The sequence below is a fragment of the Halorussus salilacus genome (genome assembly GCF_024138125.1).
Taxonomy (GTDB): Archaea; Halobacteriota; Halobacteria; order Halobacteriales; family Haladaptataceae; genus Halorussus; species Halorussus salilacus.
This window is the reverse complement of record NZ_CP099994.1, coordinates 32,349-57,477: the sequence shown is the minus strand read 5'-3', so window position 1 is coordinate 57,477 and position 25,129 is coordinate 32,349. Positions and strand designations below refer to the sequence as shown.

Below are 25,129 nucleotides of genomic sequence, written 5' to 3'. Positions count from 1 at the left end.
GCGAAAATGACAAAAGGGTTTCAGTCCGACAGCCGAATCTGCCGCCCTCGTCACTCGTCGAGGAACGACGCGAGCAGCTTCCGCTCGCCCACCCGGAGGTGCTGGTGGAAGGTCGGCGCGGAGACGCCCAGCGACTCTGAGACCTCCTCGCCCGTGCTCTCGCGGGGCCACTCGAAGAACCCGGCGTAGAAGGCCGCCTCCAGCGCCGACCGCTGGCGGTCGGTGAGTTCGTCTTCGAGCGAGGTCCGGAACTCCTGGACCGTCCGCTCGGGCCGCTGGCGCTCGCGCTGGGCGACCACTTCCGCGCCCGGAACGATGCCGACGATGGACTCGACGACCGACCGCACGTCGGCGTTCCGGGGGAGTTCCACGACGCTGCGGCCGCCGCTCTCGTCGAACGTCGCCTCTCGGAGCGTCCCGCCGTGGTCGACCAGCGCCGGGAGCGGTGACGGCCCGGTGTAGACGAACTCGAACAGGTGGCCGTCCTCGTGCTTGTTGACGACTCGCACGCTCTCGATGTCGTCTGCGGCGTCGGCGCTCTCGCGGACGCGGTCGAGGTCGATTCCGTCGGCGGTCATGAAGTAGACGAACGAGCCGTCGGAGGTCATGGTCAGGCCTTCGAGCGAGAACGAACACTCCTCCTCGCGAGCGACCCGGGCGAAGTAGCCGTCGCCGTCGTGGACGGAGAACTCGATCTCGACCACGTCGTCGGACAGCAACGCCCGCTTGTTCTCGACCGCGTTGATGGCGTGGCCGATGGTCTCGCCGAGTTCCGCGAGCACCGCGGCCTCGCGGTCGTCGAACGCGTTCGGTCGGTCGGCGTACACGCAGAGCGCGCCGTACACGGTGTCGCGGTAGCGAAGCGGGATGGCGGCCATCGACTCGAACCCGCGTTCGAGCGCCTGCTCGCGCCACGGTTCGAACAGTTCCGCCTCCGGGATGTTCGAGACGACCTCGGTCTCGCCGGACTGGACCGCGCGCCCGGCCGGTCCCGTGCCGAGTTCGTCGTGGTCGACCGGGAGGGTCACCTCTTCGAGGTAGCCGTCGTCGTTGCCCGCCGACGCTGTCGGCTCGATTCGGTCGCGGCGGGTCGTCGCCTCGCCGGTCCACGCGAACTTGTAGTGGGCCGACTCCGCGAGGCGCTCGCAGACCCCCCGCTCTATCTCCTCGCGTGTCGAGGCCCGGACCAGCAGCTGGTCGATGTCGCGGATGACCTCGTTGATGCGGTCGAGTTCGGCCAACTGGCCGCGCTGGTCGGCCAGTTCCTCCTCGCGAGCGGCGCGGTTGAGCGCGACCTCGGTGTTGGCCGCCAGCACCCGCGCGAGGTCGATCTTGTACTCGTCGAAGGTACCGGTCTGCTGGGAGATGATCGTCATCGCACCCCACTCGCCGAGCGGGAGGACGCCGAACCCGCGGATGGAGTCGTTACCCTCCTCGTGGGCCCGCGGGTCGTCTTGGGCGTCGTTCCAGACGCTCACGCGGCCCTCCTCGAACGCGGTCCCGACGAGTCCCTCCCCGGGCTCGAAGGTCGGCGGGTCCCCGAACTCGTCGGTGGTCTCCTCAGGGATGCTGAACGTCTCGAGCACCTCCTCGTCCTCGTTCCACCGGAAGACGGTCGAGTGGGGAAGGTCCAGCACCTCTCGGACCGTCTCGACCGCCGTGTCGCTGATGTCGCGCTGGCTCTCGGCGGCCATCAGCTCCTTGGTCGCCTTGTTGAGCGTGTCGAGCATCTCCTCGCGCTCGACGCGCTCGGTCACGTCGTAGTACAGCTCCACGCGACCGCCCTCGTACAGCCCCGACTCGATGGGCTGGCTGAGATGCTGGAGGTGGCGCTCGCGCCGCCCCTCGCCGGGGAGGACGTGACAGGTGAACTCCTCGACGTAGGTGTTGTCGTCGTAGGTCGCCGTGACCGTCTCGACGAACTGCTCGTCGTCCTCGACCGCGTCCCGAATCTGTTCCTCGATGAGGGTCTGCTTGTCCCGCCCGAGTATCTGCTCGCGGTCGAGCCCGAAGTAGCGCTCGACCGACCGATTGACCCACGCCACGTCGAACTCGTCGTCGAGGACGAATATCCCCACGTCGGTGTTGTCGAGCACGTCCTCGGTCATCGAGCGGTGGCGCTCCTCGCGCTCTTTCTGCTCGGTGATGTCGGTGTAGATGACGTAGTTGCCGTGACTGCCCGACACCTCGGCGTTCCGCAGCAGGAAGGTCCGGACCCCGTCGTCGGCCTCGCGGCGGACCTCCGCGTCGACCCGCTCGCCGGTCCGGACGCGCTCGTTGAGTCGCTCGGCCTCCCCGCGCTCGTTCTCCGGCGTGATGAGGTCGTCGAGCGACCGACCGACCGCCTCCTCGGCGTCGTAGCCGAACACCGCCTCGAACGCCTCGTTGACCGACCGGACGATGGGTTCTCCGTCGCGGAACTCGTAGTCGGCGATGGGTTCGGGCACGTTCTCGAACAGCGCGGCGAACCGGTCGCGCTCGGCCTCTAGGGCCTCCTCGGACTTGATTCGCCTGAGCGCCTGCGTGACGTGGGCCACCAGTAACTCCGCGAGTTCGCGGTCGCTCTCGCCGAACGACCCCACGTCCTTCGAGACCGCTTGGAACACGCCCTGACCCTGCATCGGCACGGTCAGCGCCGACCGATAGCCGCTCGCGGCCGGGTTCACGCCCTCGTCGTGGAGGTCGGCGGTCCGGATGGTCCGACCCGCCCGGTAGGCGCGGGCGGCGAGATTGTCGTCGGCGTCGAGCGGCGTGGTGGTGTAGTAACCGTCGGTGGGGACGCCCTTCGAGACGGCCTGCGGGACGAGTTCGCCGTCCTCGACCACGTCGACCGCAGCGAGGTCGAACTCCAGCAGCTGTTCGGCGGTTTCGACCGCCAGCCGACACACCTCCTCGGCGGTCTCGCACTCCTCCAGCATGACCGCGACCTCATGGAGCTCTCTGGTCTTTCGCTTTTCGGCCCCCAGTCGCTCTTCGAGTCGCTTGCGCCCGCTCACGTCGCGGACGATACACGAGAAGTAGTGTCTGGCCCCGCGAACCGTCTCCCTGAACGAGACGGCCAGCGGAATCTCGCGGCCGTCGCGGTGTCGGCCGGGGAGTTCGACGTAGTCGCGCTCGACCCGCCCCTCGTCGTCGCGCAACTCGCGGGTCGTCTCGCGGAGGTCCTCGTGAACGCGCTCGCACAGTAGCTTCTCGGCCGACTCCCCGACGACCGACGCCGGGTCGTAGCCGAACACCCGCTCTATCGCGGGGTTGGCGAACACGACCTCACAGTCCTCGTCGATGATGACCATGGCATCGGGCGACGCCTCGACCAGCGTCTCGAAGCCGTCGGTGTACCGTTGCCGGGCGCGGGCCGCCTCGCTTCGCTCGACGGCCCGCTCCACGCGGCGGGTCAGCCGCGCGGGCAGGTCGACGGTCGGCTGTCCGGCCACGAACCCGGCCCCCTCCGGGGCGTCGCTCACCGAGTCGCCGACGAGTAGCCGGGCGACCCCCGGAAACAGTTCGCCGACCGCGTCCAGGAACTCGGCTCCGTCGGCGTCGGGTAGGTCGGCCTCCGCGACGACGCAGTCGACCGGTTCCGATTCGAGGCGGGCGAGCGCGTCGGCCGCGCCGGTCGCGCTCGCCAGCCCGTTCGAGTCGGTCGCGTCGACGACCCGCCTCGCGCGCTCGGAGTCGCCGACGTACAGCGCTCGTCTCGATTTCCCCCGCCGCGAACCGTCCACCCCCGGTTCCTGCAACATCGTTACGTGACAGACACCCCGTGATTGTATGCGTTTCGCATCAAGTCTCGCGCCGACCGTCGTGCAATCGGATTTCGCGCCGACCGTTCTGCAACCATTAAGAGTCGGGGGCGTGACCGCTCGCGTATGCGACTGGAGGAGTACTGGGGGGTCGGACCCAAGACGAGCGAACGACTCGAATCGGCGCTCGGGACCGAGCGCGCGGTCGAGGCCATCGAGTCCGGCGAGGTCCGGGCGCTGGTCTCGGCGGGCTTGCCCCGCGGTCGGGCCACCCGCATCCTCCGACGCGCGAACGGCGGCGAGGGGATGTCGGTGCTCTCGACCCGCGACGCCCGGTCGGTGTACAAGGACCTCGTGGGCGTCGCGAGCGACTACGCCGTGACCGAGGCCGCGGCCGACCGCATCCGGGTGCTGACCCCGCTGCTCTCGCGGGAGGCCGCCGAGCAGCGACTCGACGCGGTGACGGCCGCCACCGAGTCGTGGACCGGACTCGACGAGGGCGTCCGCCGGGACGTGCTCGGCGCGTTCGAGGAGTTCGCCGAGGACGACCGCATCGGCGAGGAGGAGGCCGCGGCCCGCACCGCGCTCGCGCTCCGGGAGGCGGGCGCGTCGGGCGGGGCGTTCGAGGCGGTCGCCGACATCGACCGCGACGCGCTCGAATCCGCGGCGTCGGCGCTCGCCGACCTCGACGGCGGCGACGTCGCCCGGGGCGTCGACGGCGAACTCGACTCGCTCCGGGACGCCCTCGATTCGGTCGAGGCGCTGTCGGCCGACTCGCTCGACGCGATGGAGGAGATACGCGAGGAGGCCCGCGCCGGAGCGGAGTTCTCGGAGGTGGTGGTCGACTACGTCGCGAGCGAGACCGACGCCGGGTTCCGGCGCGTCCGGGACGCCACCCCCGAGGAGGCCGCCGACGCCGCCGACTTCGTGAGCGCCACCTTCCGGAACCTCGCGGCCGACCTCCGGGAGGCCGTCGAGGAGCGCGAGCGCTCGGTCGCCCGGCGGCTCCGGGGCCGCATCGCCGAGAACCGCGAGGCCGTCGACGCCGCGCGCGAGGCGGTCGACGACCTCGCCTTCCACCTCTCGCTCGCCCGGTTCGCCGCCGACTTCGACCTCGCCCGGCCCGCGTTCGTCGAGAACGGCTTCGCGGTCGACCGGGCCCGGAACGTCGCCCTCGAAGCGGGCGGCGAGGAGGTCCAGCCGGTGACCTACGCCATCGGGGACCACGGCCTCTCGACCGACGAGCCGACCGCGTCGGACTGGTCCGACGCGGTCGGCGCGCCGCCCGACGGCGACCGCGTGGCGGTCCTGACCGGCGCGAACTCCGGGGGGAAGACGACCCTGCTCGAAACGCTGTGTCAGGTCGCCCTGCTCGCCCAGATGGGCCTGCCGGTCCCGGCCGCGCGCGCGGAGGTCTCCATCTCCGACGACATCGTGTTCCACCGCAGGCACGCGAGCTTCAACGCGGGCGTGCTCGAATCGACCCTCCGGAGCATCGTCCCGCCGCTGACCGAGGGCGAGGACACCCTGATGCTGGTCGACGAGTTCGAGGCCATCACCGAGCCCGGGAGCGCCGCCGACCTGCTCCACGGCCTCGTGCGCCTGACGGTCGACCGGGGCGCGCTCGGGGTGTTCGTGACCCACCTCGCCGACGACCTCAAGCCCCTGCCCGAGAAGGCACGCAAGGACGGCATCTTCGCCGAGGGGCTGGACGACGACCTCGAACTGGAGGTCGACTACCAGCCGCGGTTCGGCACGGTCGGCAAGTCCACGCCCGAGTTCATCGTCTCGCGCCTGCTCGCGGGAGCCGACGGCCGGGCCGAGCGCGCCGGGTTCGAGACGCTCGCCCGCGCCGTCGGCGAGGAAGCCGTCCAGCGCACCCTCGACGACTGGTCGCCCGAGGCGGCCGCAGAGGACTGACTCGGATGTCCGAGTCGCCCTCGCCCCCGTCGCCCCCGTCGCCCGGGGGCGCGTCCCCGGCCTCGTCTCCGCCCCCGCGCCCCGCCCGCGTCGTCCTCCTCGCGGGCATTCTGCTCGGTCTCGCGGGCGTCTGGACCACGTTCGCGCGCCACCCCCAGCTCGTCGGCGTCGACCTGAAGGTGTACTACGTCGCGGCCGAGACCGCGCTCGCGGGCGGGGACTTCTACGCCGCCTCGCCCGAGGGCCACCCCTACAGCTACGTCTACCCGCCGGTCACGCTCCCGGCGTTCTACCCCTACGCCCTGCTGGGGGGATGGCGGGCGGCGTTCGCGGTCCACACCCTGCTCAACGTCGCGTGCGCGCTCGGCGTGGGAGTCCTCCTCGTCCGGTTCGTCGAGCGCCACCGCGGCTCGTCCCTCCCCGGAGTCGACCGCGCGCTCGTGATCGGCTACGTCGCGCTGTCGTTGCACTCGGTGCCCTCGATACTGTACGGCGAGACGAACTTCCCGCTCGCGCTCGCGCTGGTCGCGGGCTTCTGGTGGCTGGAGGAGACCGGCGAGCCGACGAAGGCGGGGGTCGCGTTCGCGGTCCCGGCGGTCGTCAAGCTGTTCCCCGCCGCGGTCGGTCTGTGGCTGCTCCGCCGGAGGTCGTGGCGCGCGGTCGCGGCCGCGACCGCGACCGGGGTCGGCGCGTTCGCGGTCGGCGCGGCCGCTTTCGGCGTCGAGACCCACCTGACCTACGTCCGGACTGCCCTGCTCCCGCGGCTCTCGGGCGAGGAGTTCGTCGGCGGCCTCGACGCCAGCGCCCAGCTCGTGACCCTGCGCCGTCCCATCTCGGTGCTGTTCCCGTCGTTGCCGGAGTCGGCCTACGGACTCCTCGCGTTCGCCCTGCTCGCGCCCGTGGTCGCGTACTGCTACCGCCGGGTCGAGACGCCGACCCAGCGGCTGGTCGGGGTCTTCGCCACGCTGGCCGCGATGGTCGTGGGCTTTCCCTCGCTTCTGGTCTACTTCGCGTTCCTCTTTTTCCCCCTGATCCCGCTCCTCTACCTGCTGGAGCCGGGCACCCCCCGGAAGCTGTTCGCCGCGGGCGCGTTCGTCGCCAACTTCGCGTTCACCGCGACGACGGCCGGGGCGCTCGTGACCGCGACCCCGATTCCCGACGCGACGCTCGCGCTGCTCGACCCCGCGCTGACGCTGGCGACCCCGCCGCTCTACGGGACGGTCCTGATGCTCGCCGGTTGCGTCCTCGCGGTCAGAAGAACAGCATCCACGCCAGCACACCCATCGTGAGGACCGCGAGGACGGCGGGCAGGAGCGCGAGCCCCACCGACACCGCCCGGCTCAGCCGCCGCTCGTTGTCCACGGGCGTCAGCACGCTGTAGCCACACCCGACGCACTGCTTGCGGTCGGTGCGGTGCTTGCGCCCGCAGTCCTTGCACTTCCACTGGCTCGGTCCGAGACCCATCGACGTTCGACCGACCCCACGCACCGCCGGGTGTTAATTTTTGCGACCCGTCGGGAAGCCGAAACGGACCGCCTCACGTCGCCTTATCCCGCGTCTCACGGCCTCACGTCGCTTTAGGCCGCGTTTCCCCGCCTCACGTCGCCTTACCTCGCGTCTCCTCGCCTCACGCCGCCTTTCCTCGTGCCACCTGACATCACCCGTCCCGCGACCGCTCGAAGGAACACTTTTACCACGCGCGCGTCACCTGTCCGTCGAACGATGACAGGGGCCGACGAGGCCGACCGAATCCGACGCCTCCGAGAGACCGCCCGCGAGCGCTGGGGCGACACCGACGGAGACGTGGCGGCGCTCGCGGCCCTGCTCGACAGCGACGACGCCGACGAGCGCGCGGAGGCGGCGTGGGCGCTCGCGGAACTCGCCGCCGACGCCGACCGCTCGCGCCGCTTCCCCGTCGAATCCCGACTCGTCGCCCTGCTCGACGACGAGGACCCGTGGGTCCGGCGCGGGGCGTCCTGGGCGCTGGCGACGGTCGCCGACGAACGCCCGGGGCGTGCCCGGGCCGCCGGGGCCGAACTCACCGGGGGGCTGACCGACGACGACCCGCTGGTCCGGGAGAACAGCGTCCTCGCGCTCGCGTCGGTGGGGGCCGAGTACCCCCGCGCGGTCGAACCCGCGCTCTCGCGGCTCGCCGCCCTCGCCCGGGACGGCGACGGACTGGCCGCCCGCTACGCCGCCGAGACGTTCCGGCGGCTGCTCGTCCGACTCGACGAGACTGGCTTCCCGGAGACGGTCGAGGCCACGCCCGAGTTCGCCGACCTCCTGCCGGAGGGCGCGGGCGTCGTCGACGTGACCGACGACCCCGGAAACGGCGGGGACGCGGGCGTCCGGGTCCGAAGCGAGTCCGAGGACTCCTCGACCGACGAGACCGACCCCGCCGCCCGAGCCGCTCGCGAGGACCCCGAGGCAGACGGCCCGCCCGACCGAATTCCGCCCCACCCCGGGACCGACGCCGACCGCCGGGCGTTCGAGCGCCTCGCCGACCTCGGCGAGGGGCCGCTCACGACCGCGGTGAAGGCCCGCGCGCCGGGCGACGGCGGCCAGCAGGTCGTCGTCGCGCTCCGGACGTTGCGCTCGGACGCCGAAGTCGACCCCGCGAGCGTCGAGCGAGCGTTCCGGGCGTGGGCGGGCGTCGACGACCACGACCACGTCGCGCCGGTCCTCGCGCGCGGGTCGTCCCCGCGGCCGTGGGTCGCCACCGAGTTCATGGACGGCGGGACCCTCCGAGGGGTCCTCGGGTCCGGCGGGTCGGTCGGGTTCGAGCGCGCGCTCTGGTACGCCCACTGCGTCACCACCGCGGTGTGTCACGCCCACGCCCGCGGGGTGGTCCACGGCGCGCTCCGGCCCGGCGCGGTCGGTCTGTCGCAGTCGCTCGGGAGCTGGTCGGTCCCGAAGGTCGGCGACTGGGGACTGGGCGGGCCGCTCTCGGCGGTCCGGTCGCCGCCGGTCCCGCCCGGGTTCGCCGCGCCCGAACACCTCGCCCCCGAGGAGTTCGGCCGCCCGGACCCCGCGACCGACGTCTACCAGCTCGGGGCGCTGTCGTACGCGCTGTTCGCCGGGCGACCGCCGTTCGTCGGCGACGCTCGCGAGGTGGGCCGGAAGGTGCGCCGCGAGGACCCCGAACCGGCCGCGGCGCTCGCGCCCGACGTGCCCGAGGAGGTCGGAGACCTCCTCGGGCGGGCGCTCACCAAGGAAAAGCCCGCGCGCTTCGAGACCGCCGAGGACTTCCGCCGGGAACTGGAGGTCGTCGTCCGGGAGTACGGTCCGGACGACTGGTAGGGCCGTTCCGCCGGGAACCGGCGGAACGGCCCCGGCCTCTCGGTGGAACGGCTCTCGGTCTCTCTGCGGAACGGTCCCCGGCCCCTCGGCGGAACGGCCCCCGGTCTCTCTGCGGAACGGTCCCCGCCCCCTCGGCGGAACGGCCCCCGGTCTCTCGCCGGAACGCCCCCGCCCCTCGGTTGCCGGGTCGGAGACCGGCGTCCGTGCTACCGACCGGCCGCCGGACGGTCGTCGTGGAAGTAGACGACCCGTTCGCCCTCCCCGCGCACGGTCTCGCGCTCGGCGTCCCGCTCGCTCGCGCACCACCGCCGGTACTGCGCGAGCACCGACAGCGGCGGGCCGCCGAACGCGTCGGCCCACCGGTCGCCGCGCTCGACGACGATTCGCTCGTCGTACGGTTCGCCACAGACCGGACACGGGGTCTCCTCGGGCGTGTTCGAGCGCATCGTGACGCGGTACTTCGGGCGCGAACCGCTTGAATCCCGCGCCGGATTCGTCCGTGTCGTTTTAAGTGCATCCGCTCCCTGCGCTCACGAAAGAACATGGTCGCGACACCGCTCGCCGCGCCCGCCGCCGACCCCAGCGCCGCGGTCGTCGGCTTCCTCGGGTCGGTGCTGGTCGCGTTCGCGGCCGGAATCTTCGGCTTCTACGCGGTGCTGAATCTGCGGCTGAACCGCCTCGAATCGCAGGGGCCGTTCTGGCGCTACCTCGCGCTCGTGGGCGCGACCGCCTCCCTCTACGGTGTCCTCGGGGTCGCCGAGACACTGGTCCGGTCGCGCGTGCTGACCGCGTTCGGCCACGGGGCCCTGCTGGTCTGCATCGTCTTCCTTTCGCTGTCGATGCGCGAGGTGTACTACAACTCCGCGCTCGCGCCCGCCGAGGAGGAGGGGACGCTGTCGCTTTCCACCCTGCGCCGTATCGAGTCGGCCTTCGTGGCGGTCATCGCGGTCGAGTGGCTCGTGGTGTTGCTCATCGACCAGTTGCTCGTCGCCCAACTGGTCAAGGCTGGCGGGAGCGTGGCGTTCGCCGCCTACGGCGTGGTGTTCGGCGAGAAGCTCGAATCGATGACCCGCGGGACCACCCTCGACACGCTCCGGCGTCACCTCCTCCCCGTGCTGGTGTGTCTGGGAGCGCTCGGCGTCGTGGACCTCGGGACCTTCGTCGGCGTTGCACCGGCGGTCGTCGACGGCGTCCGGAGCGTCTTCGTGGTACTGGTCGCGGCGTTCTTCGTCACCGCGACCATCCGCCTCCAGCAGAACGTCGAGGGGCTCTCTGCGCCCGCGTAGCCGGGACGCACCCGTCGCTCGCGGTCGATTCGAGATCAGGGCGGCAGGGTCCGCACCGCCCGTGTTGTCAGAGGCACAGTATTCTTTCGGCACCCTACCTGCGACGCCGAACGGTCGGGCCTCGCAGGCGTACTTAAGTGTGCCCGAGAGCCGTATAGCTGTTCTGCATGGTATACCGCCTTATTAAAAGTCCGTGAGGGTTACCCGGCCATCTCCACCTCGTCGGGTTCGGCGACCGACAGCGGCGCGTACAACCGCTTTCGGGCGTCCGGAACGTACAGTCGCTCTTCGACGAGCCCCTCGTCCTTGAGCTTCGTCAGCGCGTCGCGGGCCGTCCGCGCCGGGAGGAGCGCCCGCTCGCGTATCTGGCGTTGGGTCAACGGCGCGTCCTCCTCTAACACCTTGAAGACGAGTTTCGAACTCGGCGGGAGGTCTACGAGCCGCTCTAACCGCTGTTCGGGAGTCGTGTCGGGTTCACTGCCCGTGGCAAAAGCGATCACTGGTCTTCGACATAGCCATCGCTAGCTACGGGCCCCCAGTAATTATTCATTTCGGTATTGCCTCGGAAGAAAATCCGCATCGAGCGACCCCGAGACCGCCTCTCGGTTCCGGTTTCCCGGAACTATCCGGGACCGACGCGTTCGATTTCCCGTCCCAACCACAAGATATAAGTCAATCTTGTCGCATGATTCATTCACTAACTGCAACGCTCGAAGAAGCGCGTCGGAATCCGAACATGTCCCCTGACCAATCGACCGTCCTCGTCGTAGACGACGAGGAAGACGTTGCCGACCTGTACGCGATGTGGCTACAGGACGACTATCGCGTTCGGAGTGTCTACGAGGGCGAATCCGCGCTCGACGTTCTCGACGAGACCGTAGACGTCGTACTCCTCGACCGCCGGATGCCGGGCCAGTCCGGCGACGAGGTCCTCGAACGAATCAGGGAGCGCGAGCTCAACTGCCGGGTCGTCATGGTCACCGCCGTCAAACCCGACTTCGACATCCTCGAGATGGGATTCGACGACTACCTCGTCAAGCCCGTCTCGCGCGAGGACCTCGACGAGACCGTCTCCGAGATGCTCACCCGGGTCGACTACGGCGCGAAACTCCAGGAGTTCTACTCGCTCGTCTCGAAGAAGGCGGTCCTCGAAGCCGAGAAGGACGCCGCCGCGCTCGACGACAGCGACGAGTACGCTGAGCTGACAGCGGAGATAGAGGACCTCCGCGAGGAGGTCGAGAAGACCCGCGACCAGCTGTCTGACCACGACGACTACGTGGGCGCGTTTCAGGACCTCTAGAATCGTTCGGTCGCTTTGCTTTCAGTCGGTGTTAGTGCGTTGGGAGTGACTTCCTTCGTCGGTTTGCCTGCGAGGTAGGGATAGGAGTCTTCGTGTTCGAAAGCCCCGGCGCGCTCGCGGTCGCTCAGCGACATATCGCCGCAAACCGCGCGGCGATAGCGGTCGCTGAGGCGACTACATAAACGCGAGCGCGCCGCCCCTTTCAGTCCCGCCCCCTAGCCGGTGTCACCGGCCGTCTCTCGGTGGACTGACCGGCCTGCGATGCCGTTCCCAAACCCGAGCTGTCGTCACTCCACCGGGGCGATTCGCTCGACGGGGTGGGGAACGTCCTCCTCGCGGAGCGCGCTCAACTGCTCGCAACAGGAGGTGCCGCTGGCGACCACGCGCCCCTCGCCCGCGAACTCCTCGGTCAGGCTCTCGCCCACCTCCCGACTCAGTTCGTAGTACTCGCGCTTGTAGCCGAAGCTCCCGGCCATGCCGCAACACTCCGCGTCGGAGGTCGCGACCTCGTAGCCGAGCCGGTCGAGGACCGCGGTGGTGTAGGACGCCAGCCCGAGGGTGCGTTGCTGGCAGTGGGAATGATAGTCGAGTCGCTCGCCGCCGCCCTCTTGGAGGCCGCTGGCGTCGGCACCGTTCTCCAGCAGGCCGTAGACGTACTCGAACAGCTCGTAGCTGTTCTCGGCGATTCGGTCGGCCTCGCGCTCGGGGAGGAGCTTTCGGTAGTCGGCCCGGAACATCGCGAGGTCGCTGGGCTCGACGACCACCACGTCCCGGCCCGCGTCGAGGTGGGGGTCGAACGCGTCGGCGACCGCCGAGGCCCGGGCCTCGGCGGTCGCGACCATCCCCTGCGAGAGGGGCGCGCGACCCGACGGGGGCAGGTCGGGAATTCGCACCGCGACCCCGAGCGCCTCCAGCGTCCGGACCGCCGCTTTTCCGCGCTCGACCGCGACGTGGTTGGTGTAGGGGTCCGGATACAGGACCGCCACCCGACCGTTATCGTTTACGTTCCCGTTTACGTTTCCGTTTACGTCTCCGTTTTCGATACCGCGGCTGGCCGTGCCGGGGTCGGCTGCGTGTCCCTCGCTCGCGTCCGTGCGGCGCGCGCGCCGCACGGACGCTCGCGCCCCGCCCCGCGAGGCGAACCACTTTCGGAGCGTCTCGCGCCGGAACGTCGGCAGGTCCCGCCGCGAGTCGACGCCCAGCGCGCGCTCGGCCAGCGCCCGCGCGCCCGGCGCGCGGGCGAGCCAGTTCGAGACCGGCGCGGTCGCGCTCCCGAGTTTCGCGACCGCGGGGAAGTTGCCGAAAAAGCGCTTCTGGAGGTCGAGCCCGCCCGGCTCCTCGTCGGGAGTCAGCCCCTCCACGAGGAAGTCGAAGTTCCCCTCCCCGCCGCGATTGAGGCGGTCTCGGACCACCGTGTTTATCCACGGCACGTCGATGCCGACCGGACACTGGTTCACACACCGGGTACAGCCGGTGCAGAGGTCGTTGAACTCCGCCGCCGACTCCATCCCGTGGACCCCCGCCTCCCACCCGGTTGCGATGCCGCCCGAGTATGTCTCCCCGCCGAAGGCGTGGCCGCCGACGTGCTGGAAGTTGGCGCAGGAGTTGAGACACGCCGAACACCGGACGCAGTAGAGGGTCTCGCGCAACTGGTCGTCCTCGCGCATCGCCATCCGGCCGTTGTCAAGCAGGACGAGGTGGAACTCGCGGTCGCGCTCGCCGATTTCGTCGGCGTCGAAGTCCAGCGTCGGCGCGTCTCCCGGCGGCGTGAGGAAGGTCACGTAGGAGGTGATCGACTGGCCGGTCCCCGAGCGCGCGATGAGTTCCACGAACGGGGACACGTCCTCGAAGGCGGGCAGGAGCTTCTCGACGCCCGCGACCGCGACGTGGGCGTCGGTCGCCGCGACCGTCTTGCGGGCGTTGCCCTCGCTGGTCACCAGCGTGAGCGTCCCGGTGTCGGCGGCCACGAAGTTCGCGCCCGTCATCCCCACGTCGGCCCCCGCGATCTTCTCGGCGAGGAACTCGCGGGCGAACGCGGTCAGGTCCTCGGCTGTTTCGAGCGGTTCGTCCGGGTCGAAGCGCGCCTCGAACAACTCGGCGATGGCCTCCCGGGACCTGTGAATCGCGGGCGCGACGATGTGGCTCGGCGCTTCGTCGGCGATCTGGACGACGAACTCCCCGAGGTCGGTCTCCCACACCTCCGCGCCCGCCTCGCGGACGGCGTCGTTGACCTCGATCTCCTCGGATGTCATCGACTTGCTCTTGACCACCGTCTCGGCGTCGCGCTCGCGGACCACCTCCCGGACGTACCGGTTCGCGTCGGCGGCGTCCTCTGCGAGGTAGACGTGGCCGCCGTTTTCCTCGACGCTCTGGCGAACTTGCTCGACGAGTTCGGGGAGGCGCTCGATGGCGTCCTCCTGAATCGCTCGCGCCTGCTCCTTGAGTTCCTCGTAGTCCGATAGCTCGGCGACCGCGTCGTACCGACCCTCGTTGAACGCCCGGGTATTGCGCTCGACGCTGTCGCCCTCGGCGTCGAGCAGGCGGCGAATCCGGGCGGCCTTCTCGGCCCTGCTCGCTCCGCCGGTCATGGAGCCTCCGACGCCACCGTCATCGGTCCTCCAGCACGAACACGGTCACCGCTCGCGGGCCGTGTGCGCCCACTACGAGTTCGCCCATGTCGGCGGTCGCGCTCGGGCCGGTGGCCAACACCACGTCGCCGCCCGCCCGCGCTATCTCCCCGAGTCGCTCGACGCCCGCGGTCATGTCGCCCACCACGTCGCTGGCCGCGACGACAGCGACGTGTCGCTCCGGGTAGAGGCTCGCGGGCTCGTCTCCCGCGGCGGTCGACCGTATCGCGACCGACCCGTAGTCGGCGACCGCGAACCGCGCGGGGGTGACGCCCGTCCGAGCCGATTCGAGGTCGCTCGGCGTCGGGTCGGTCGTCACGTCGTCGGGGAGCGAGACGCCCTCGAAGGGGAGCGGCGCGCCGACTGCCGGGGGGTCGAGGCGGTCGGCGAGCGCGTCGGCGAACTCGGCCGCCGCGACCCGCCGGACCTCGCACCCGGCGTCGGTCGCCTCGCGCTCGAACTGCTGGACGAGGCCGGTCATGGGTGTAGCGTGGGGCCCGGGCGACGTAATGGTGTGGGTGGCGGACGAATCCGGCCACGCTTGCCGACACGACCCTCCGGTGCCGGGAGTCTCGACGGTGCGGTCGCGCTCAAGCGCGCCACCGAGCGCGGCGAGGTCTCGGGGAGCGCCGTCTTCTTCCGCACGTTCGCCGTGGAGGTCGGGGCCGGTAAGGTGTCCATGGTCCGGGACGGCGCGTTCGACGACGTGAACGCGACTCGGACGCCCCCGTCGCTCGCCCAGTCGACCGACTACTCGCCGCGTTCGAGCGTCGCCTCGAACGCTCGCCGAACCGCTTCCCGCTGGATTCCCAGCGGGAGGCTCGGGGGGACCGCTCCGCCGCTCTCGGCCTCGCCGTCCCGCGCCTTCGACGCGGCCCCCTCGGGCGTCAGCGGCAGGTGGACGAACCCCGCCGGAATATCCAGTCCCTCGCGCTCGACGTGGGCCCGCGTCCGGTACAGGACGTGGTTGCAGAGGTGGGTCCCCGCGGTGTTCGACACCCGGGCGGGGATTCCGGCGTCGAGCAGGTCGCCCACCACTCGCGCGACCGGGAGGGTCGCGAAGTAGGCCGCCGGTCCCTCGTCCCGAATCCGCTCGTCCCGCGGTTCGGCGTCGGCGTTGTCAGGGACGCCCGCGCAGTCGGCGACGTTGACGCCGACGCGCTCGACGCTGACGGCCGCGCGACCCGCCGCGAGTCCGGTGGCGACGACCGCCGCCGGGTCGTGGTCCTCGATCAGTTCGGTCATCTCCTCGCCCGCCCGGTCGAACTCCACGGGCAGGACGCGACCGACCACCTCGCGGTCGGCGACCTCCTCGCCGTCGAGGTCGCGTGCGACCGCCTTGGAGGGGTTGCGGTCGTGGTCGCCGAACGGTTCGTATCCCGTGAGCAGGAGCGTCATGTCCTCGACTGGACGCCCGGCGGTCTTGGTCCTTGTCGTCGCGGTATCCCGTCGAACTCCCCGACCGGTCCCGTCGTCGGTCCCGATATCGTTTCCGCTATCGTTTCCGCTATCGTTTCCGCTATCGTTTCCGATACCGTTTCCGCTATCGTTTCCGCTATCGTTTCCGTTTACGTAAACGGGGGCGATACTGGATCCCTCACGGGCGGCGAGTCGGCCTTCGCTCGTCGGTCCGTCGGCTCACCGAGCATCGCCGAAAGAATGTACCTCGCGTACCCCTACCCGAGGTATTCGTGGCGTCACGCTCTCCATATAAATGCTTTCTGTTTCATGTCGGCACGAGTACAGCTACTCGGTTCCGGCCTCCGGCGCGGAACCGTTGAAGACGAACTCGGTCCCCGGCTCCACGCCGGTCTCGTTCGCGAATCCGCGTTCGAGTTCGACCACGTACTTCGCGTCACCGTCGCTACGGTACCGCTGTAGCTCGGCGTCCGAAGCGTTGGGCTGGGGCTCGGCGTGTTCGACGTTGAGCACGGACCCGTTGGGCGCGACGAAGACGATGTCGAGGGGAACGTACGTGTTCTTCATCCAGAACGACCGGGGGGCGGCCTCCTCGTAGACGAACACCATGCCGTGGTCCTCGGGCAGGGACTGCCTGTGCATCAGTCCCTCCTGACGCTCGTCGGACGTGTTCGCGACTTCGAGGCTCACCGTGGCGTCCTCGCCGTCCTCGACGACGAACGTTCCCGTCACGTTCCCGTCCTCGACCGCGGTCGTCTCCGGCGACTCGGTCTGGTCGCCGGAGGCCGCGATGTCGCTCGGTCCGGTCGCCCCGAGACAGCCCCCGAGCAACAGCAACCCCACCAGAACCGCGACGTGAACTCTCATACCCCGCATACTACTTCGCGCCCGGACAAAAATCCCCCCGTCAGACCACCGCGAGGAGGAAGCCGACGAGCAGCGAGAGGGTCAACAGCACCTGCACCACCGCGGAGCCGAGGACGCCGACCGTTGCGAACGCCGCCGACCGGAGCCCCCGACTCGGGTCTCGGGTGCGATACGCCTCCGCGAGGAAGACCACGCCAGCGACGCCGACCACGAGTCCGGCCGGGCCCGCGACCACCAACAGCGGAAGGCTAACCACGGCCGCCAGCGCGGTGGTCCTCGCCGACGCCCCGCCGACCCGCGCGGCGACCGCTCCCGCGAACTGGTCGGTCAGCATCGCGGCGAGCCCGACGAGCGTGAACGCGACCAACGCGGCGGGTCCCGGACTCGCGTAGCCCGTCGACCACCAGTGGAGGTAGATCCCCGCCAGCGACAGCCCCGCGCCGGGGACCACCGGGACGGCGCTCCCGACGACCCCCGCGAGGAGGAGCCCCACCGCGAGGGCGAACGCCAGTTCCATGGGCCGACTTGGAGCGTGGGCCCGTTATGGATGGCGGTCCGTGGACGATTACGGTGCCGTTTACGTTTGCGCAAACGTACTCGATTCCGGAAACGAAAACTATCACTTACTCCGGACGTGTCTGACGAAGGACTAAATACCCTGTTTGCGTTTGCGCAAACGCAAATAATGTCTCGGTCCATCCGCGCCTGCACCTTCCTCGACAAGGGCGGCACCGGCAAGACCACGACCGCGGCCCACCTCGGCGTGGCGCTCGCCGAACTGGGCAACGACGTGTTGCTCATCGACCTCGCGGGCAAACAGGGCGACCTCGTCAAGCACTTCGGCTGCTGGGAGACCGTCGAACGCCAGATCGAGTCCGACGACGACTGGCCGAACATCTCGACCGTCTTTCAGGACCAGTGGGACGCCATCGCCGAGAAGCTCGGGACCGCCGCGGTCGAGGACCTGATCCTCGAAACCGACGAGGGCGTCGACCTCGTCCCGGCCCACCCGGGGCTCGACAGCCTCGACGCCGAACTGGGCAACATCGACGACGCCCACGACCGCTACTCGCGACTCGACGCGTTCCTCGACGAGTACATCGAACCGCTGGGCTACGACGCCATCCTCATCGACCTCCCCGGACTCACGAACAACGTGAGCTACAACGGCCTCTGGGCCGCGCGGAACGTCATCGCGCCGGTCGAGATGGGGCCGTTCGAGTCCGAGCAGGCCGAGGCGCTCCGCGCCGACCTCGACAAGATCGGCGCGAACTTCGACGTGAACGTCGAACTCGCGATGGTACTCCCGAACAAGGTCGACACCCGGACCACACTCGCCGAGGAGTACCTCGACGCCTTCGAGGACGCCTACCCCGAGGCGTTCGCGCCCGCCTACGTCCCCGTGAGTCAGGACATCCGGAACGCGGCCGAGCAGGGCCGGACCGCGTTCGCGCTGGAGGAGCCTTCGACCACCGCCGAGCGCGCACGCGAATCGTTCCTAGAGAACGCCGACGCGCTGGCCGACCGGCTTGCGTCCGGGCGCGTCGCCCCCGCGGGAGGTGAGCGCGCGTGAGCGACCCCGACCTCGAAGAACTCCGCCAGCAGACCCAGCGGACCGACCGACTCGACCAGCCCTCCCGGTCCCCGGGCGACGGAGAAGATGTCGTCGAGGACCTGATCGACGCGCTCGAAGCCATCGAGTCGGGCGAACAGGCCAAGACGTTCGCCGCGCGCGACGCGTCGGTGACCGCCCTGCTGACCATGCTCGCCGACCGCGACGGCGAACTCGCGGAGGTCGGCACCTCGCTTCAGGAGGCGCTTGGCCGTGACGTCGACCCCGACGCGCTCGACCGCAGCGAGGTCGTCCGACTCGCCGTCCGGCTCGGCATCCGGGAGGCGGCCCCCGAGTACCTCGACCTGCTCGCCGACGCGTCTGCCGAGCACGCCCGGCGAAACGTCTGAGTTTCCGCAATCGTTTGCGTTTCCGTTTACGGAAACTATGAGCCTGTTCGAAGACATCGCCGTTCTGGACCTGCAGTTCCGAATCGTCCTCGTCGCGGCGATGCTGACCTTCCTCGGCGTCGGGTTCCCCGTGGTGTTCGCGCTCGAATCCGAACTCGGATTCGTCGTCGGCGGGGTCGTTGCGGTCGTCGTCGGGTATCTCACCGCGAGACGACTCGCATAGCTTCAGTCACGCGTTTTCGAATGCGTTTGCGGTTCCGCAAACGCATTCGAAAACCGAACCGTCGCGGTCGCCCCGGTCGGCGCGCCGACCGGGGCGAAACGCGCCCGAAACCGCTCCCGGGAACTCCGGCGAGAGACGGAAACGAATCCGTTAACGCAATCGCAAACGTTTCCGCAAACGTCTACTGGCGTCGCCGACATTGATAAGCGATGACGACGTACCTCTCGTCGTGACCGACGACGCGCCGACCTTCGACATTCCCCGCCGTCCTCAGCGGAGCTTTCCCCGCGAGGGCGGCGTCGAGTACGAGGGGGGAACCGTCTTCCACCTCTCGCCCGACTCGGAGGCCGACGACGGCGAACTCGCGGCGCTGGTCGAAGGCGTCCTCGAAGACGACCGCTACACCTACGGCGACTGGTTCGAACTCCCCAAGCCGGTCTACCTCGTTCACGACGAGCGCCACGGCACGGCGTTCCGGGTGGTCGTCCGGTACGGTCGCGTCGAGTTCCACGTCCTGCCCGAGACCGCGTCGGCCGCCCTGCGGACCCTGTACGCGCGGCTCCGGGAGGAGAGCGACTGCGCGTGGCGGGTCGACTGCGAGACGACCGGGGTCGACTGACTGGGGTCGGCCGCGGCCGACCCCAGTCGTCGGTTCGGGTCCGGAGCGTCCGCCCGCGCGGTAGCTTTTTATCGTCGCCGCGACAGCCCAAACGTAATGAGCCTTCCCACGACCGACGACGACCGCCAGCTCCGGACCACGGACACCGAGCCGGACATGTGGGAGCTGGCAGACGACCGCGACGTCTCGGAGGCCCGGCGGGCCTACCCGAGCGGCTGGCTCTGGCTGACCGGCACCGAATCGGTGCGGGCGCTCCTCGACGCGCTACTGGACGCCGACCCGACCGCGCGCTACGGCACCGACGACCTCGCCGACGCGGCCGACCGCTCGCCCGACGAGGTCGAGACCGCGGTCGACCCGCTCATCTCCCTCGGGGTGCTGTTCGCCGAGGACGGCACCTACCGGGTGAACGACCATGGCGTCGTCCTCCACGCCGCGCGGCAACTCTCCGAGGCGGTCGAAGCCACCGGCGCGCCCGGAGACGAGTCGGGCTTCGAGTACCTCGCTCGGCTCGAATCGGTACGCGTGATGGTCGACGCCATGCTCTCGGCCGACCCCGACCGCACGCTGACTCAGGAGGACCTCCATCGGCTTACCGGCGTCTCCCGGAAGGCGGTGTGGCTCCACGTCGAGAAGCTGGTCGACCTCGGCGTGCTCGAACAGACGGGCGACGAGTACGCCCTCGTCCCGGACGGCCCGGTCCTGCGCTGGGTGCAGTCGCTCGACGCCGCGGTCGTCGGCGCGACGCTCGCTACCTCCCACCCCTAGGGTTCCGCGGTCGCCTGCTGGGTGTCCGGATCGACGTACTGGGCCTCCCACTCGCGGCGGGCCTCTATCTCCCGCGTCCCCCGGCGAGTGAGCGTGTAGTAGTTGGTCCGACGGTCGCGCTGGCCCTTCTCGACGAATCCCTTGTCGACGAGGGTGTCGAGGTTCGGGTACAGCCGTCCGTGGTGGATCTCCTTTTCGTAGTACGATTCCAGCTCGTCCTTGATGGCGAGTCCGTGCGGTTCGTCGAGTCCCGCGATGACGTACAGCAGGTCACGCTGGAACCCTGTCAGGTCGTACATCTGTTTCCCCCTGTTAGTTGGAAGTCATCGAACCGACAAAAGGATGGTGGCCGCTCCGACCCCGGGTACCTGTCACGCCCCGATAACGCGGAAACCGCCAGACGCTATCGGTCTCGGTCCGTTAAGCATTCCATACTCACCGACTCGACCCACACCTCGGCGACCGTCGAGTCGTCGGCCCGATCCGCCCGCGGGATGCCGACCAGCCGGACCTCTTTCCCGTCCGACACCGACCCCGCGAGGTCGTGTTCGAGCAGGACCGTCACCGACTCGTCCTCGCGCTCGGGGTCGAGGACGACCGCGTCCTGTGCGTCGACGTACTCGCTGGCCTCCGGCGCGAACGAGAGGTAGCCCACCGAGTTGCACCGCGGGCACTTGGCGTGCTTTCGTAGCTCCCGCCCCGGCGTCGGGACGTGGCGGGTGACCGCCTCGCACTTCGCGCAGTGGAACGCCGCGCGGACGACCTTCGGCCGGACCGGTCCGGTCTCCGCGACCACGCCCCGGGTCGTGTGGAGTTCGTTGAGGTGGTCGGCCCTGATGTCGGCGAGCGCCACTTCGCTCTCGGCGGGGAGGTCGGTGACTCGCAGATAGACGTCCCCGAGGTCGCGGTCGCTCCCGTCGGCGAGGAACCGCCGCAGCGCGGCCTTGCCCGCGCGCAGGACCTCGTCGGGATTCGCGAGGAGCGGTCTGACGAACCGGTAGTCGTGGCCGACTCGCGTGCAACTCACCGACAGCGCGCGTCGGTCGGGGTACGCCTCGACGAACCGCCGGACCGACTTCGACCGGTCGCGGTACACGTACTCGTACCACTTCTCCGTCAAGTCGCCGCTACGAACGGACATGGTCGGCCTGACTCCCGCGTCGGCCTTTGTTACACGCCTCCTGTCCGGCAGGTGGCCGGTTTAGCGAGGGCCTGAGAAGCCCCCGCCGTCGGTCGCTTCCGATATCGTTTTCGTTTACGTTTACGGATTCGTTTCCGATAACGGGGGCCTCGGCCGCGGGCCACGCCCGCGGCCGAGGCCGGTCGCGCGACCACCCGCACCCCGGATTTAAGCCCCTTCGCGTGCCAATGGCTCCCATGTCTTCTCCCGCCGACTCCGGCTCCTCCGACCTCGACGCCCATCGGGACTCGCTCGGTCTCGACGCGCCCGACGACCCGGACCGCGCCGACCTCGCCGCAGACCTCCGCACGGAGGTCTGCGGCGAGGTCCGATTCGACGAGTACACACAGATACTCTACGCCACCGACGGGAGCATCTACGAGGCCCGGCCCGCTGGCGTCGTGTTTCCGACCGACGCCGACGACGTACGCGCCGCGATGGAAGTCGCGGCCGACCACGACGCGCCCGTCCTCCCCCGCGGCGCGGGGTCGTCGCTCGCGGGCCAGTCGGTGGGTCCCGGTTGCGTCGTCCTCGACTTCTCGCGGCACATGGACGCGATCCTCGACGTGGACCCCGACGCGATGCGCGCGACGGTCCAGCCGGGCGTGGTGCAGGACGACCTCGACGCCCGACTCGCCGAGTACGGACTGAAGTTCGCGCCCGACCCCGCCTCCTCGAACCGCGCGACGATAGGCGGGGGCATCGGCAACAACTCCACCGGGGCCCACTCGGTGCGGTACGGCATCACCGACGCCTACGTCGAGGAGTGCGAGGCGGTGCTTGCCGACGGGACTCGAATCCGCGCCCGCGAGGTCGTCCTCGACGGCCCCGAGTGGGACGAAATCGTCGCGAGCGAGGACCGCGAGGCCCAACTGTATCGGACCGTTCGGGGGCTGGTCGAGGACAACGCCGAGGAGATAGAATCGCGGTACCCCGACCTCAAGCGCTCGGTGTCGGGGTACAACCTCCACGAATGCGTTTACGAAAACGCAAACGGAAACGAATGCGTAAATCTCGCCAAGCTGTTCGTCGGCGCGGAGGGGACGCTGGGCGCGGTCGTCGAGGCCACCCTCTCGCAGGTCTCGGTGCCCGAGGCGACCGCGCTGGCGCTCTACTGCTTCGAGGACCTGTTAGACGCGATGGGGGCGGTCCCCCGGGCGCTGGAGTTCGACCCGAGTGCGGTCGAGTTGATGGACGAGGAGGTGTTCCGGCTCGCCCGCGAGTCGACCGAGTACGCCGAGTACGCCGACCCGATTCCGGACTCGGCGGCCGCGGCCCTGATGGTGGAGTTCGACTCGGAACTCCGCGACGACCTGGAGGGGGCTATCGCGGAGGTCAGCGCCGAGATCGTCCACGCGGGCGCGGCGTTCGACGTGCTGGAGGCGTACGACGAAGACGAGCAGGCGAAGCTCTGGAAGCTCCGGAAGGCCGCCATCCCCCTGCTGATGAGCATGGAGGGCGACCCCAAGCCCTACCCCTTCATCGAGGACGCGTCGGTCCCGCCCGCCGAGCTCGCCGAGTACGTTCAGGGGTTCATGGGCGTGCTGGAGGCCCACGACACCTCCGCGGCCTACTTCGCCCACGCGGGAAGCGGGACCCTCCACATCCGGCCGGTCCTGAACCTCAAGGAGGAAGAGGGCGTCGAGAAGATGCTTTCCATCGCCGACGACGTGACCTCGCTCGTGCTCGACCACCGGGGGTCGTTCTCGGGCGAGCACGGCGACGGCCTCGCCCGCACCCAGTTCAACCCCAAGATGTACGGGCCCGACCTCTGGGACGCCTTCAAGGAACTCAAGACCGCGTTCGACCCCGACTGGCGGATGAACCCCGGCAAGGTGGTCTTCCGCGATTCGCCCGAGGACGTGGGGCCGTCCGGTCCGGACGCCGACCCCGAGCGCGGCGTCGGGGCCGACATGCGCGAGAACCTCCGGTACGGTCCGACCTACTCGTCGCTCGAACCGGCCACCGAGCAGGACTTCGCCGAGGAGGGCGGCTTCTCGCACCTCGTGGAACTCTGCAACGGATGCGGCACCTGCAGGCAGACCGACTCCGACGTGATGTGTCCCTCCTATCGCGCGATGGACGACGAGATGGCGACCACTCGCGGCCGGGCGAACATGCTCCGGGCCGCCATCTCGGGGCAGCTCCCCGAGGAGGAACTGTACACCGAGCGATTCCAGAAGGAGGTGCTCGACCTCTGTCTCGGCTGCAAGGGGTGTCAATCCGACTGCCCGACCGGCGTCGACCTCGCGAAACTCAAGGCCGAGGTCAAGCACCGCTACCACGAGCGGGAGGGCGCTGGCCTCCGAGAACGCCTGTTCGCCGACGTGGACCGCCTCGCGCGGGTCGGCAGCGCGCTCGCGCCCGTCTCGAACTGGCTCGCTGACCTCCCCGGTACCGGCCTGCTCGCCGAGAAGGCGCTGGGGGTCGCCCGCGAGCGCGACCCGCCGGAGTTCGCCGCGCAGTCGTTCGAGGCGTGGTTCGAGGCGCGGGGCGGCCCGCGCGTTCCCGCGGCGAACGCGACGGACCGCGTCCTGCTGGTCCCCGACACCTACACCAACTACGTCTATCCCGAAGCGGGCCGGGCCGCGGTCCGGGTCCTCGAAGCCGCGGGGGCCCGCGTCGAGGTGCCCGACGCCGAACCCAGCGGGCGGCCCGCCTACTCCGAGGGCCTGCTCGACGCGGCGCGCGAGCGCGCCGCGTCGAACGTCGAGCGGTTCGCGCCCCGCGTCGCCGAGGGCTGGTCGGTGGTGTACGTCGAGCCCTCCGACGCCGCGATGGCTCAGGACGAGTATCCCGACCTGTTGGGCGAGGCGCGTAGCGCCTCGGAACCAGCGAGCGGGAAGCGAAGCGCCCCGCGAGCAGGCTCCGCCGTCGAGCAGGTCGCCGCGAACGCCTACGGCGTCTGCGAGTACGTCGACCGCGAGCGCCTCGACGACCGCCTCGACTTCGACGCGCCAGACGAGCGACTCGCGTACCACGGCCACTGCAACCAGAAGGCGCTCGGGACCGACACCCACGCCGAGCGGGTCCTCCGGCGCGCGGGCTACGAGGTCGACGCGCTCGACTCGGGGTGTTGCGGGATGGCCGGGAGCTTCGGCTACCACGCCGAGCACTACGAACTCTCCCAGTCCATTGCCGACATCCTCCGTGGCCAGCTCCGCGAGGACGCCCCCGACGCCGACCGCGTGGTCGCGCCCGGGGCGTCCTGCCGGTCCCAGCTCGACGACGAGCATCCCGACCATCCCGTCGAGCGACTCGCGGCGGCGCTCGACCCTTGAGACCCGTCGCCCGATTATCTCCGCTGATAACGACCGGCTAGGTTTACGTTCCTAGAGCGAGAGGCCCATCACGGTACCCGAATGCAACCGATGGAAGTGACCTACGTCGTCCTCAGCGTCGCGCTCGTAGTCGTCGGGCTCGCGCTCGTGGGGATGGCCGCCCGCGCGTACGTCCAGACCGAGCGTCGGTCGATGCTGTTCCTGACGGTCGGTTTCTCGCTGGTCGTCGCCGCGGCGGTCGCCACCACGTTCAGCGCGTTCCTGACCGAGTTCTCGGAGAGTCGGCTCCTGCTAACCGTGAACTACGCCGTGACGACCGTGGGGTATCTGTTCATCGTCACCAGCGTTCGCGCCGACTAGGAGTTCTCTCTTCTTCTGTTGTGCCAATCTGCGACCTCGTTCGACGACCGGGGAGACCCCGTGATTTCGTCCTCGAAAGCCCTCGCCCGCTCGCGGTCGCTCCGCGGGATATTCGCGCCTCACCGCAACGCACAGCATCGGCGCGAATAGTTGCCCGCGGAGACGACCACGGGCCTTCGGCCCGCGAGCGGGCGACCCCTTTCAGTCCCGCCCGCTGTTCGCGTCACCGGCCGATTCTCGGCCGACGATTCACCGGCCGATACTCCGTGGTCCG

The 25,129-nt window shown here is 69.9% G+C and carries 23 protein-coding genes; 12 read left to right on the top strand and 11 right to left on the bottom strand.

Translation table 11 applies throughout. The annotated features are described in order from the left end of the window. Nucleotides 1-50: 50 nt before the first annotated feature. A complete protein-coding gene (locus NGM10_RS15900) occupies nucleotides 51-3,743 on the bottom strand; it encodes a GAF domain-containing protein (protein WP_253484442.1) in 3,693 nt (1,230 codons plus the stop codon). Nucleotides 3,744-3,869: 126 nt separating this feature from the next. Between NGM10_RS15900 and NGM10_RS15895 the strand changes: the two genes are divergently transcribed. Both NGM10_RS15895 and NGM10_RS15890 read left to right on the top strand, forming a co-directional pair. Next, the gene (locus NGM10_RS15895; protein WP_253484439.1) at nucleotides 3,870-5,663 is read left to right on the top strand and encodes a MutS-related protein; all 1,794 of its coding nucleotides are present in this window, start codon (nucleotides 3,870-3,872) and stop codon (nucleotides 5,661-5,663) included. A 5-nt stretch (nucleotides 5,664-5,668) separates the two neighbouring features. After that, entirely contained in the window at nucleotides 5,669-6,952 is a 1,284-nt protein-coding gene (locus NGM10_RS15890; protein WP_253484437.1) for a glycosyltransferase family 87 protein, read from the top strand. On the opposite strand, the gene NGM10_RS15885 is transcribed toward NGM10_RS15890, so the two are convergent. Then, complete coding sequence (locus NGM10_RS15885) at nucleotides 6,915-7,127, bottom strand: hypothetical protein (protein ID WP_253484434.1); 213 nt, start codon at nucleotides 7,125-7,127, stop codon at nucleotides 6,915-6,917. The genes NGM10_RS15890 and NGM10_RS15885 overlap by 38 nt on opposite strands. 258 nt (nucleotides 7,128-7,385) lie before the next feature. Here NGM10_RS15885 and NGM10_RS15880 point away from each other — a divergent pair, with 258 nt between their 5' ends. Beyond that, complete coding sequence (locus NGM10_RS15880; RefSeq protein ID WP_253484432.1) at nucleotides 7,386-8,963, top strand: protein kinase domain-containing protein; 1,578 nt, start codon at nucleotides 7,386-7,388, stop codon at nucleotides 8,961-8,963. Between the two features lie 206 nt (nucleotides 8,964-9,169). Here NGM10_RS15880 and NGM10_RS15875 read toward each other — a convergent pair whose 3' ends face one another. Beyond that, entirely contained in the window at nucleotides 9,170-9,409 is a 240-nt protein-coding gene (locus NGM10_RS15875) for a hypothetical protein (protein WP_253484429.1), read from the bottom strand. Nucleotides 9,410-9,505: 96 nt separating this feature from the next. On the opposite strand from NGM10_RS15875, the gene NGM10_RS15870 reads away from it, so the two are divergent. Next, nucleotides 9,506-10,249, top strand: coding sequence for a hypothetical protein (locus NGM10_RS15870; protein WP_253484425.1), 744 nt, complete (start codon nucleotides 9,506-9,508; stop codon nucleotides 10,247-10,249). A gap of 200 nt (nucleotides 10,250-10,449) precedes the next feature. Here NGM10_RS15870 and NGM10_RS15865 read toward each other — a convergent pair whose 3' ends face one another. Continuing rightward, nucleotides 10,450-10,749 (bottom strand): MarR family transcriptional regulator, encoded by a 300-nt coding sequence (locus NGM10_RS15865; protein ID WP_253484422.1) that lies wholly within the window; start codon nucleotides 10,747-10,749, stop codon nucleotides 10,450-10,452. Nucleotides 10,750-10,985: 236 nt separating this feature from the next. On the opposite strand from NGM10_RS15865, the gene NGM10_RS15860 reads away from it, so the two are divergent. Continuing rightward, complete coding sequence (locus tag NGM10_RS15860) at nucleotides 10,986-11,549, top strand: HalX domain-containing protein (RefSeq protein WP_253484419.1); 564 nt, start codon at nucleotides 10,986-10,988, stop codon at nucleotides 11,547-11,549. Nucleotides 11,550-11,836: 287 nt separating this feature from the next. On the opposite strand, the gene NGM10_RS15855 is transcribed toward NGM10_RS15860, so the two are convergent. The 5 genes from NGM10_RS15855 to NGM10_RS15835 form a co-directional block, all read right to left on the bottom strand. Then, nucleotides 11,837-14,137, bottom strand: a complete 2,301-nt coding sequence (locus tag NGM10_RS15855) for an LUD domain-containing protein (protein ID WP_253484416.1) — start codon at nucleotides 14,135-14,137, stop codon at nucleotides 11,837-11,839. A 19-nt stretch (nucleotides 14,138-14,156) separates the two neighbouring features. Then, on the bottom strand, nucleotides 14,157-14,657 hold the full coding sequence (locus NGM10_RS15850; protein WP_253484413.1) for an LUD domain-containing protein: 501 nt from the start codon (nucleotides 14,655-14,657) through the stop codon (nucleotides 14,157-14,159). Nucleotides 14,658-14,926: 269 nt separating this feature from the next. Continuing rightward, nucleotides 14,927-15,574, bottom strand: a complete 648-nt coding sequence (pcp, locus tag NGM10_RS15845; RefSeq protein ID WP_253484410.1) for a pyroglutamyl-peptidase I — start codon at nucleotides 15,572-15,574, stop codon at nucleotides 14,927-14,929. A gap of 348 nt (nucleotides 15,575-15,922) precedes the next feature. Then, nucleotides 15,923-16,462, bottom strand: coding sequence for a DUF192 domain-containing protein (locus NGM10_RS15840; RefSeq protein WP_253484407.1), 540 nt, complete (start codon nucleotides 16,460-16,462; stop codon nucleotides 15,923-15,925). Nucleotides 16,463-16,502: 40 nt separating this feature from the next. After that, nucleotides 16,503-16,979: a DUF456 domain-containing protein gene (locus tag NGM10_RS15835; protein WP_253484404.1), complete on the bottom strand. Its 477-nt coding sequence runs from the start codon at nucleotides 16,977-16,979 to the stop codon at nucleotides 16,503-16,505. 168 nt (nucleotides 16,980-17,147) lie between these two features. Between NGM10_RS15835 and NGM10_RS15830 the strand changes: the two genes are divergently transcribed. From NGM10_RS15830 to NGM10_RS15810, 5 genes are all read left to right on the top strand, one after another. Continuing rightward, entirely contained in the window at nucleotides 17,148-18,035 is an 888-nt protein-coding gene (locus NGM10_RS15830) for a ParA family protein (RefSeq protein ID WP_253484401.1), read from the top strand. After that, nucleotides 18,032-18,424, top strand: a complete 393-nt coding sequence (locus NGM10_RS15825) for a DUF8115 family protein (protein WP_253484399.1) — start codon at nucleotides 18,032-18,034, stop codon at nucleotides 18,422-18,424. The genes NGM10_RS15830 and NGM10_RS15825 overlap by 4 nt, the downstream gene beginning before the upstream one ends. A 37-nt stretch (nucleotides 18,425-18,461) precedes the next feature. Beyond that, nucleotides 18,462-18,647, top strand: a complete 186-nt coding sequence (locus NGM10_RS15820; protein ID WP_253484397.1) for a hypothetical protein — start codon at nucleotides 18,462-18,464, stop codon at nucleotides 18,645-18,647. Between the two features lie 229 nt (nucleotides 18,648-18,876). Further along, nucleotides 18,877-19,266, top strand: a complete 390-nt coding sequence (locus tag NGM10_RS15815; RefSeq protein WP_253484394.1) for a hypothetical protein — start codon at nucleotides 18,877-18,879, stop codon at nucleotides 19,264-19,266. A gap of 96 nt (nucleotides 19,267-19,362) precedes the next feature. Then, complete coding sequence (locus tag NGM10_RS15810; RefSeq protein ID WP_253484392.1) at nucleotides 19,363-20,034, top strand: helix-turn-helix domain-containing protein; 672 nt, start codon at nucleotides 19,363-19,365, stop codon at nucleotides 20,032-20,034. Here the strand turns inward: NGM10_RS15810 and NGM10_RS15805 are convergent. Together NGM10_RS15805 and NGM10_RS15800 are read right to left on the bottom strand one after the other, a co-directional pair. After that, on the bottom strand, nucleotides 20,031-20,333 hold the full coding sequence (locus tag NGM10_RS15805) for a PadR family transcriptional regulator (protein WP_253484389.1): 303 nt from the start codon (nucleotides 20,331-20,333) through the stop codon (nucleotides 20,031-20,033). The two genes, NGM10_RS15810 and NGM10_RS15805, sit on opposite strands and share 4 nt — an antisense overlap. A gap of 104 nt (nucleotides 20,334-20,437) precedes the next feature. Then, on the bottom strand, nucleotides 20,438-21,175 hold the full coding sequence (locus NGM10_RS15800) for a minichromosome maintenance protein MCM (protein ID WP_253484386.1): 738 nt from the start codon (nucleotides 21,173-21,175) through the stop codon (nucleotides 20,438-20,440). A gap of 236 nt (nucleotides 21,176-21,411) precedes the next feature. On the opposite strand from NGM10_RS15800, the gene NGM10_RS15795 reads away from it, so the two are divergent. Then, nucleotides 21,412-24,495 (top strand): FAD-binding and (Fe-S)-binding domain-containing protein, encoded by a 3,084-nt coding sequence (locus NGM10_RS15795; protein ID WP_253484383.1) that lies wholly within the window; start codon nucleotides 21,412-21,414, stop codon nucleotides 24,493-24,495. Nucleotides 24,496-24,576: 81 nt separating this feature from the next. After that, complete coding sequence (locus tag NGM10_RS15790; protein ID WP_253484380.1) at nucleotides 24,577-24,855, top strand: DUF7521 family protein; 279 nt, start codon at nucleotides 24,577-24,579, stop codon at nucleotides 24,853-24,855. Nucleotides 24,856-25,129: the final 274 nt, after the last annotated feature.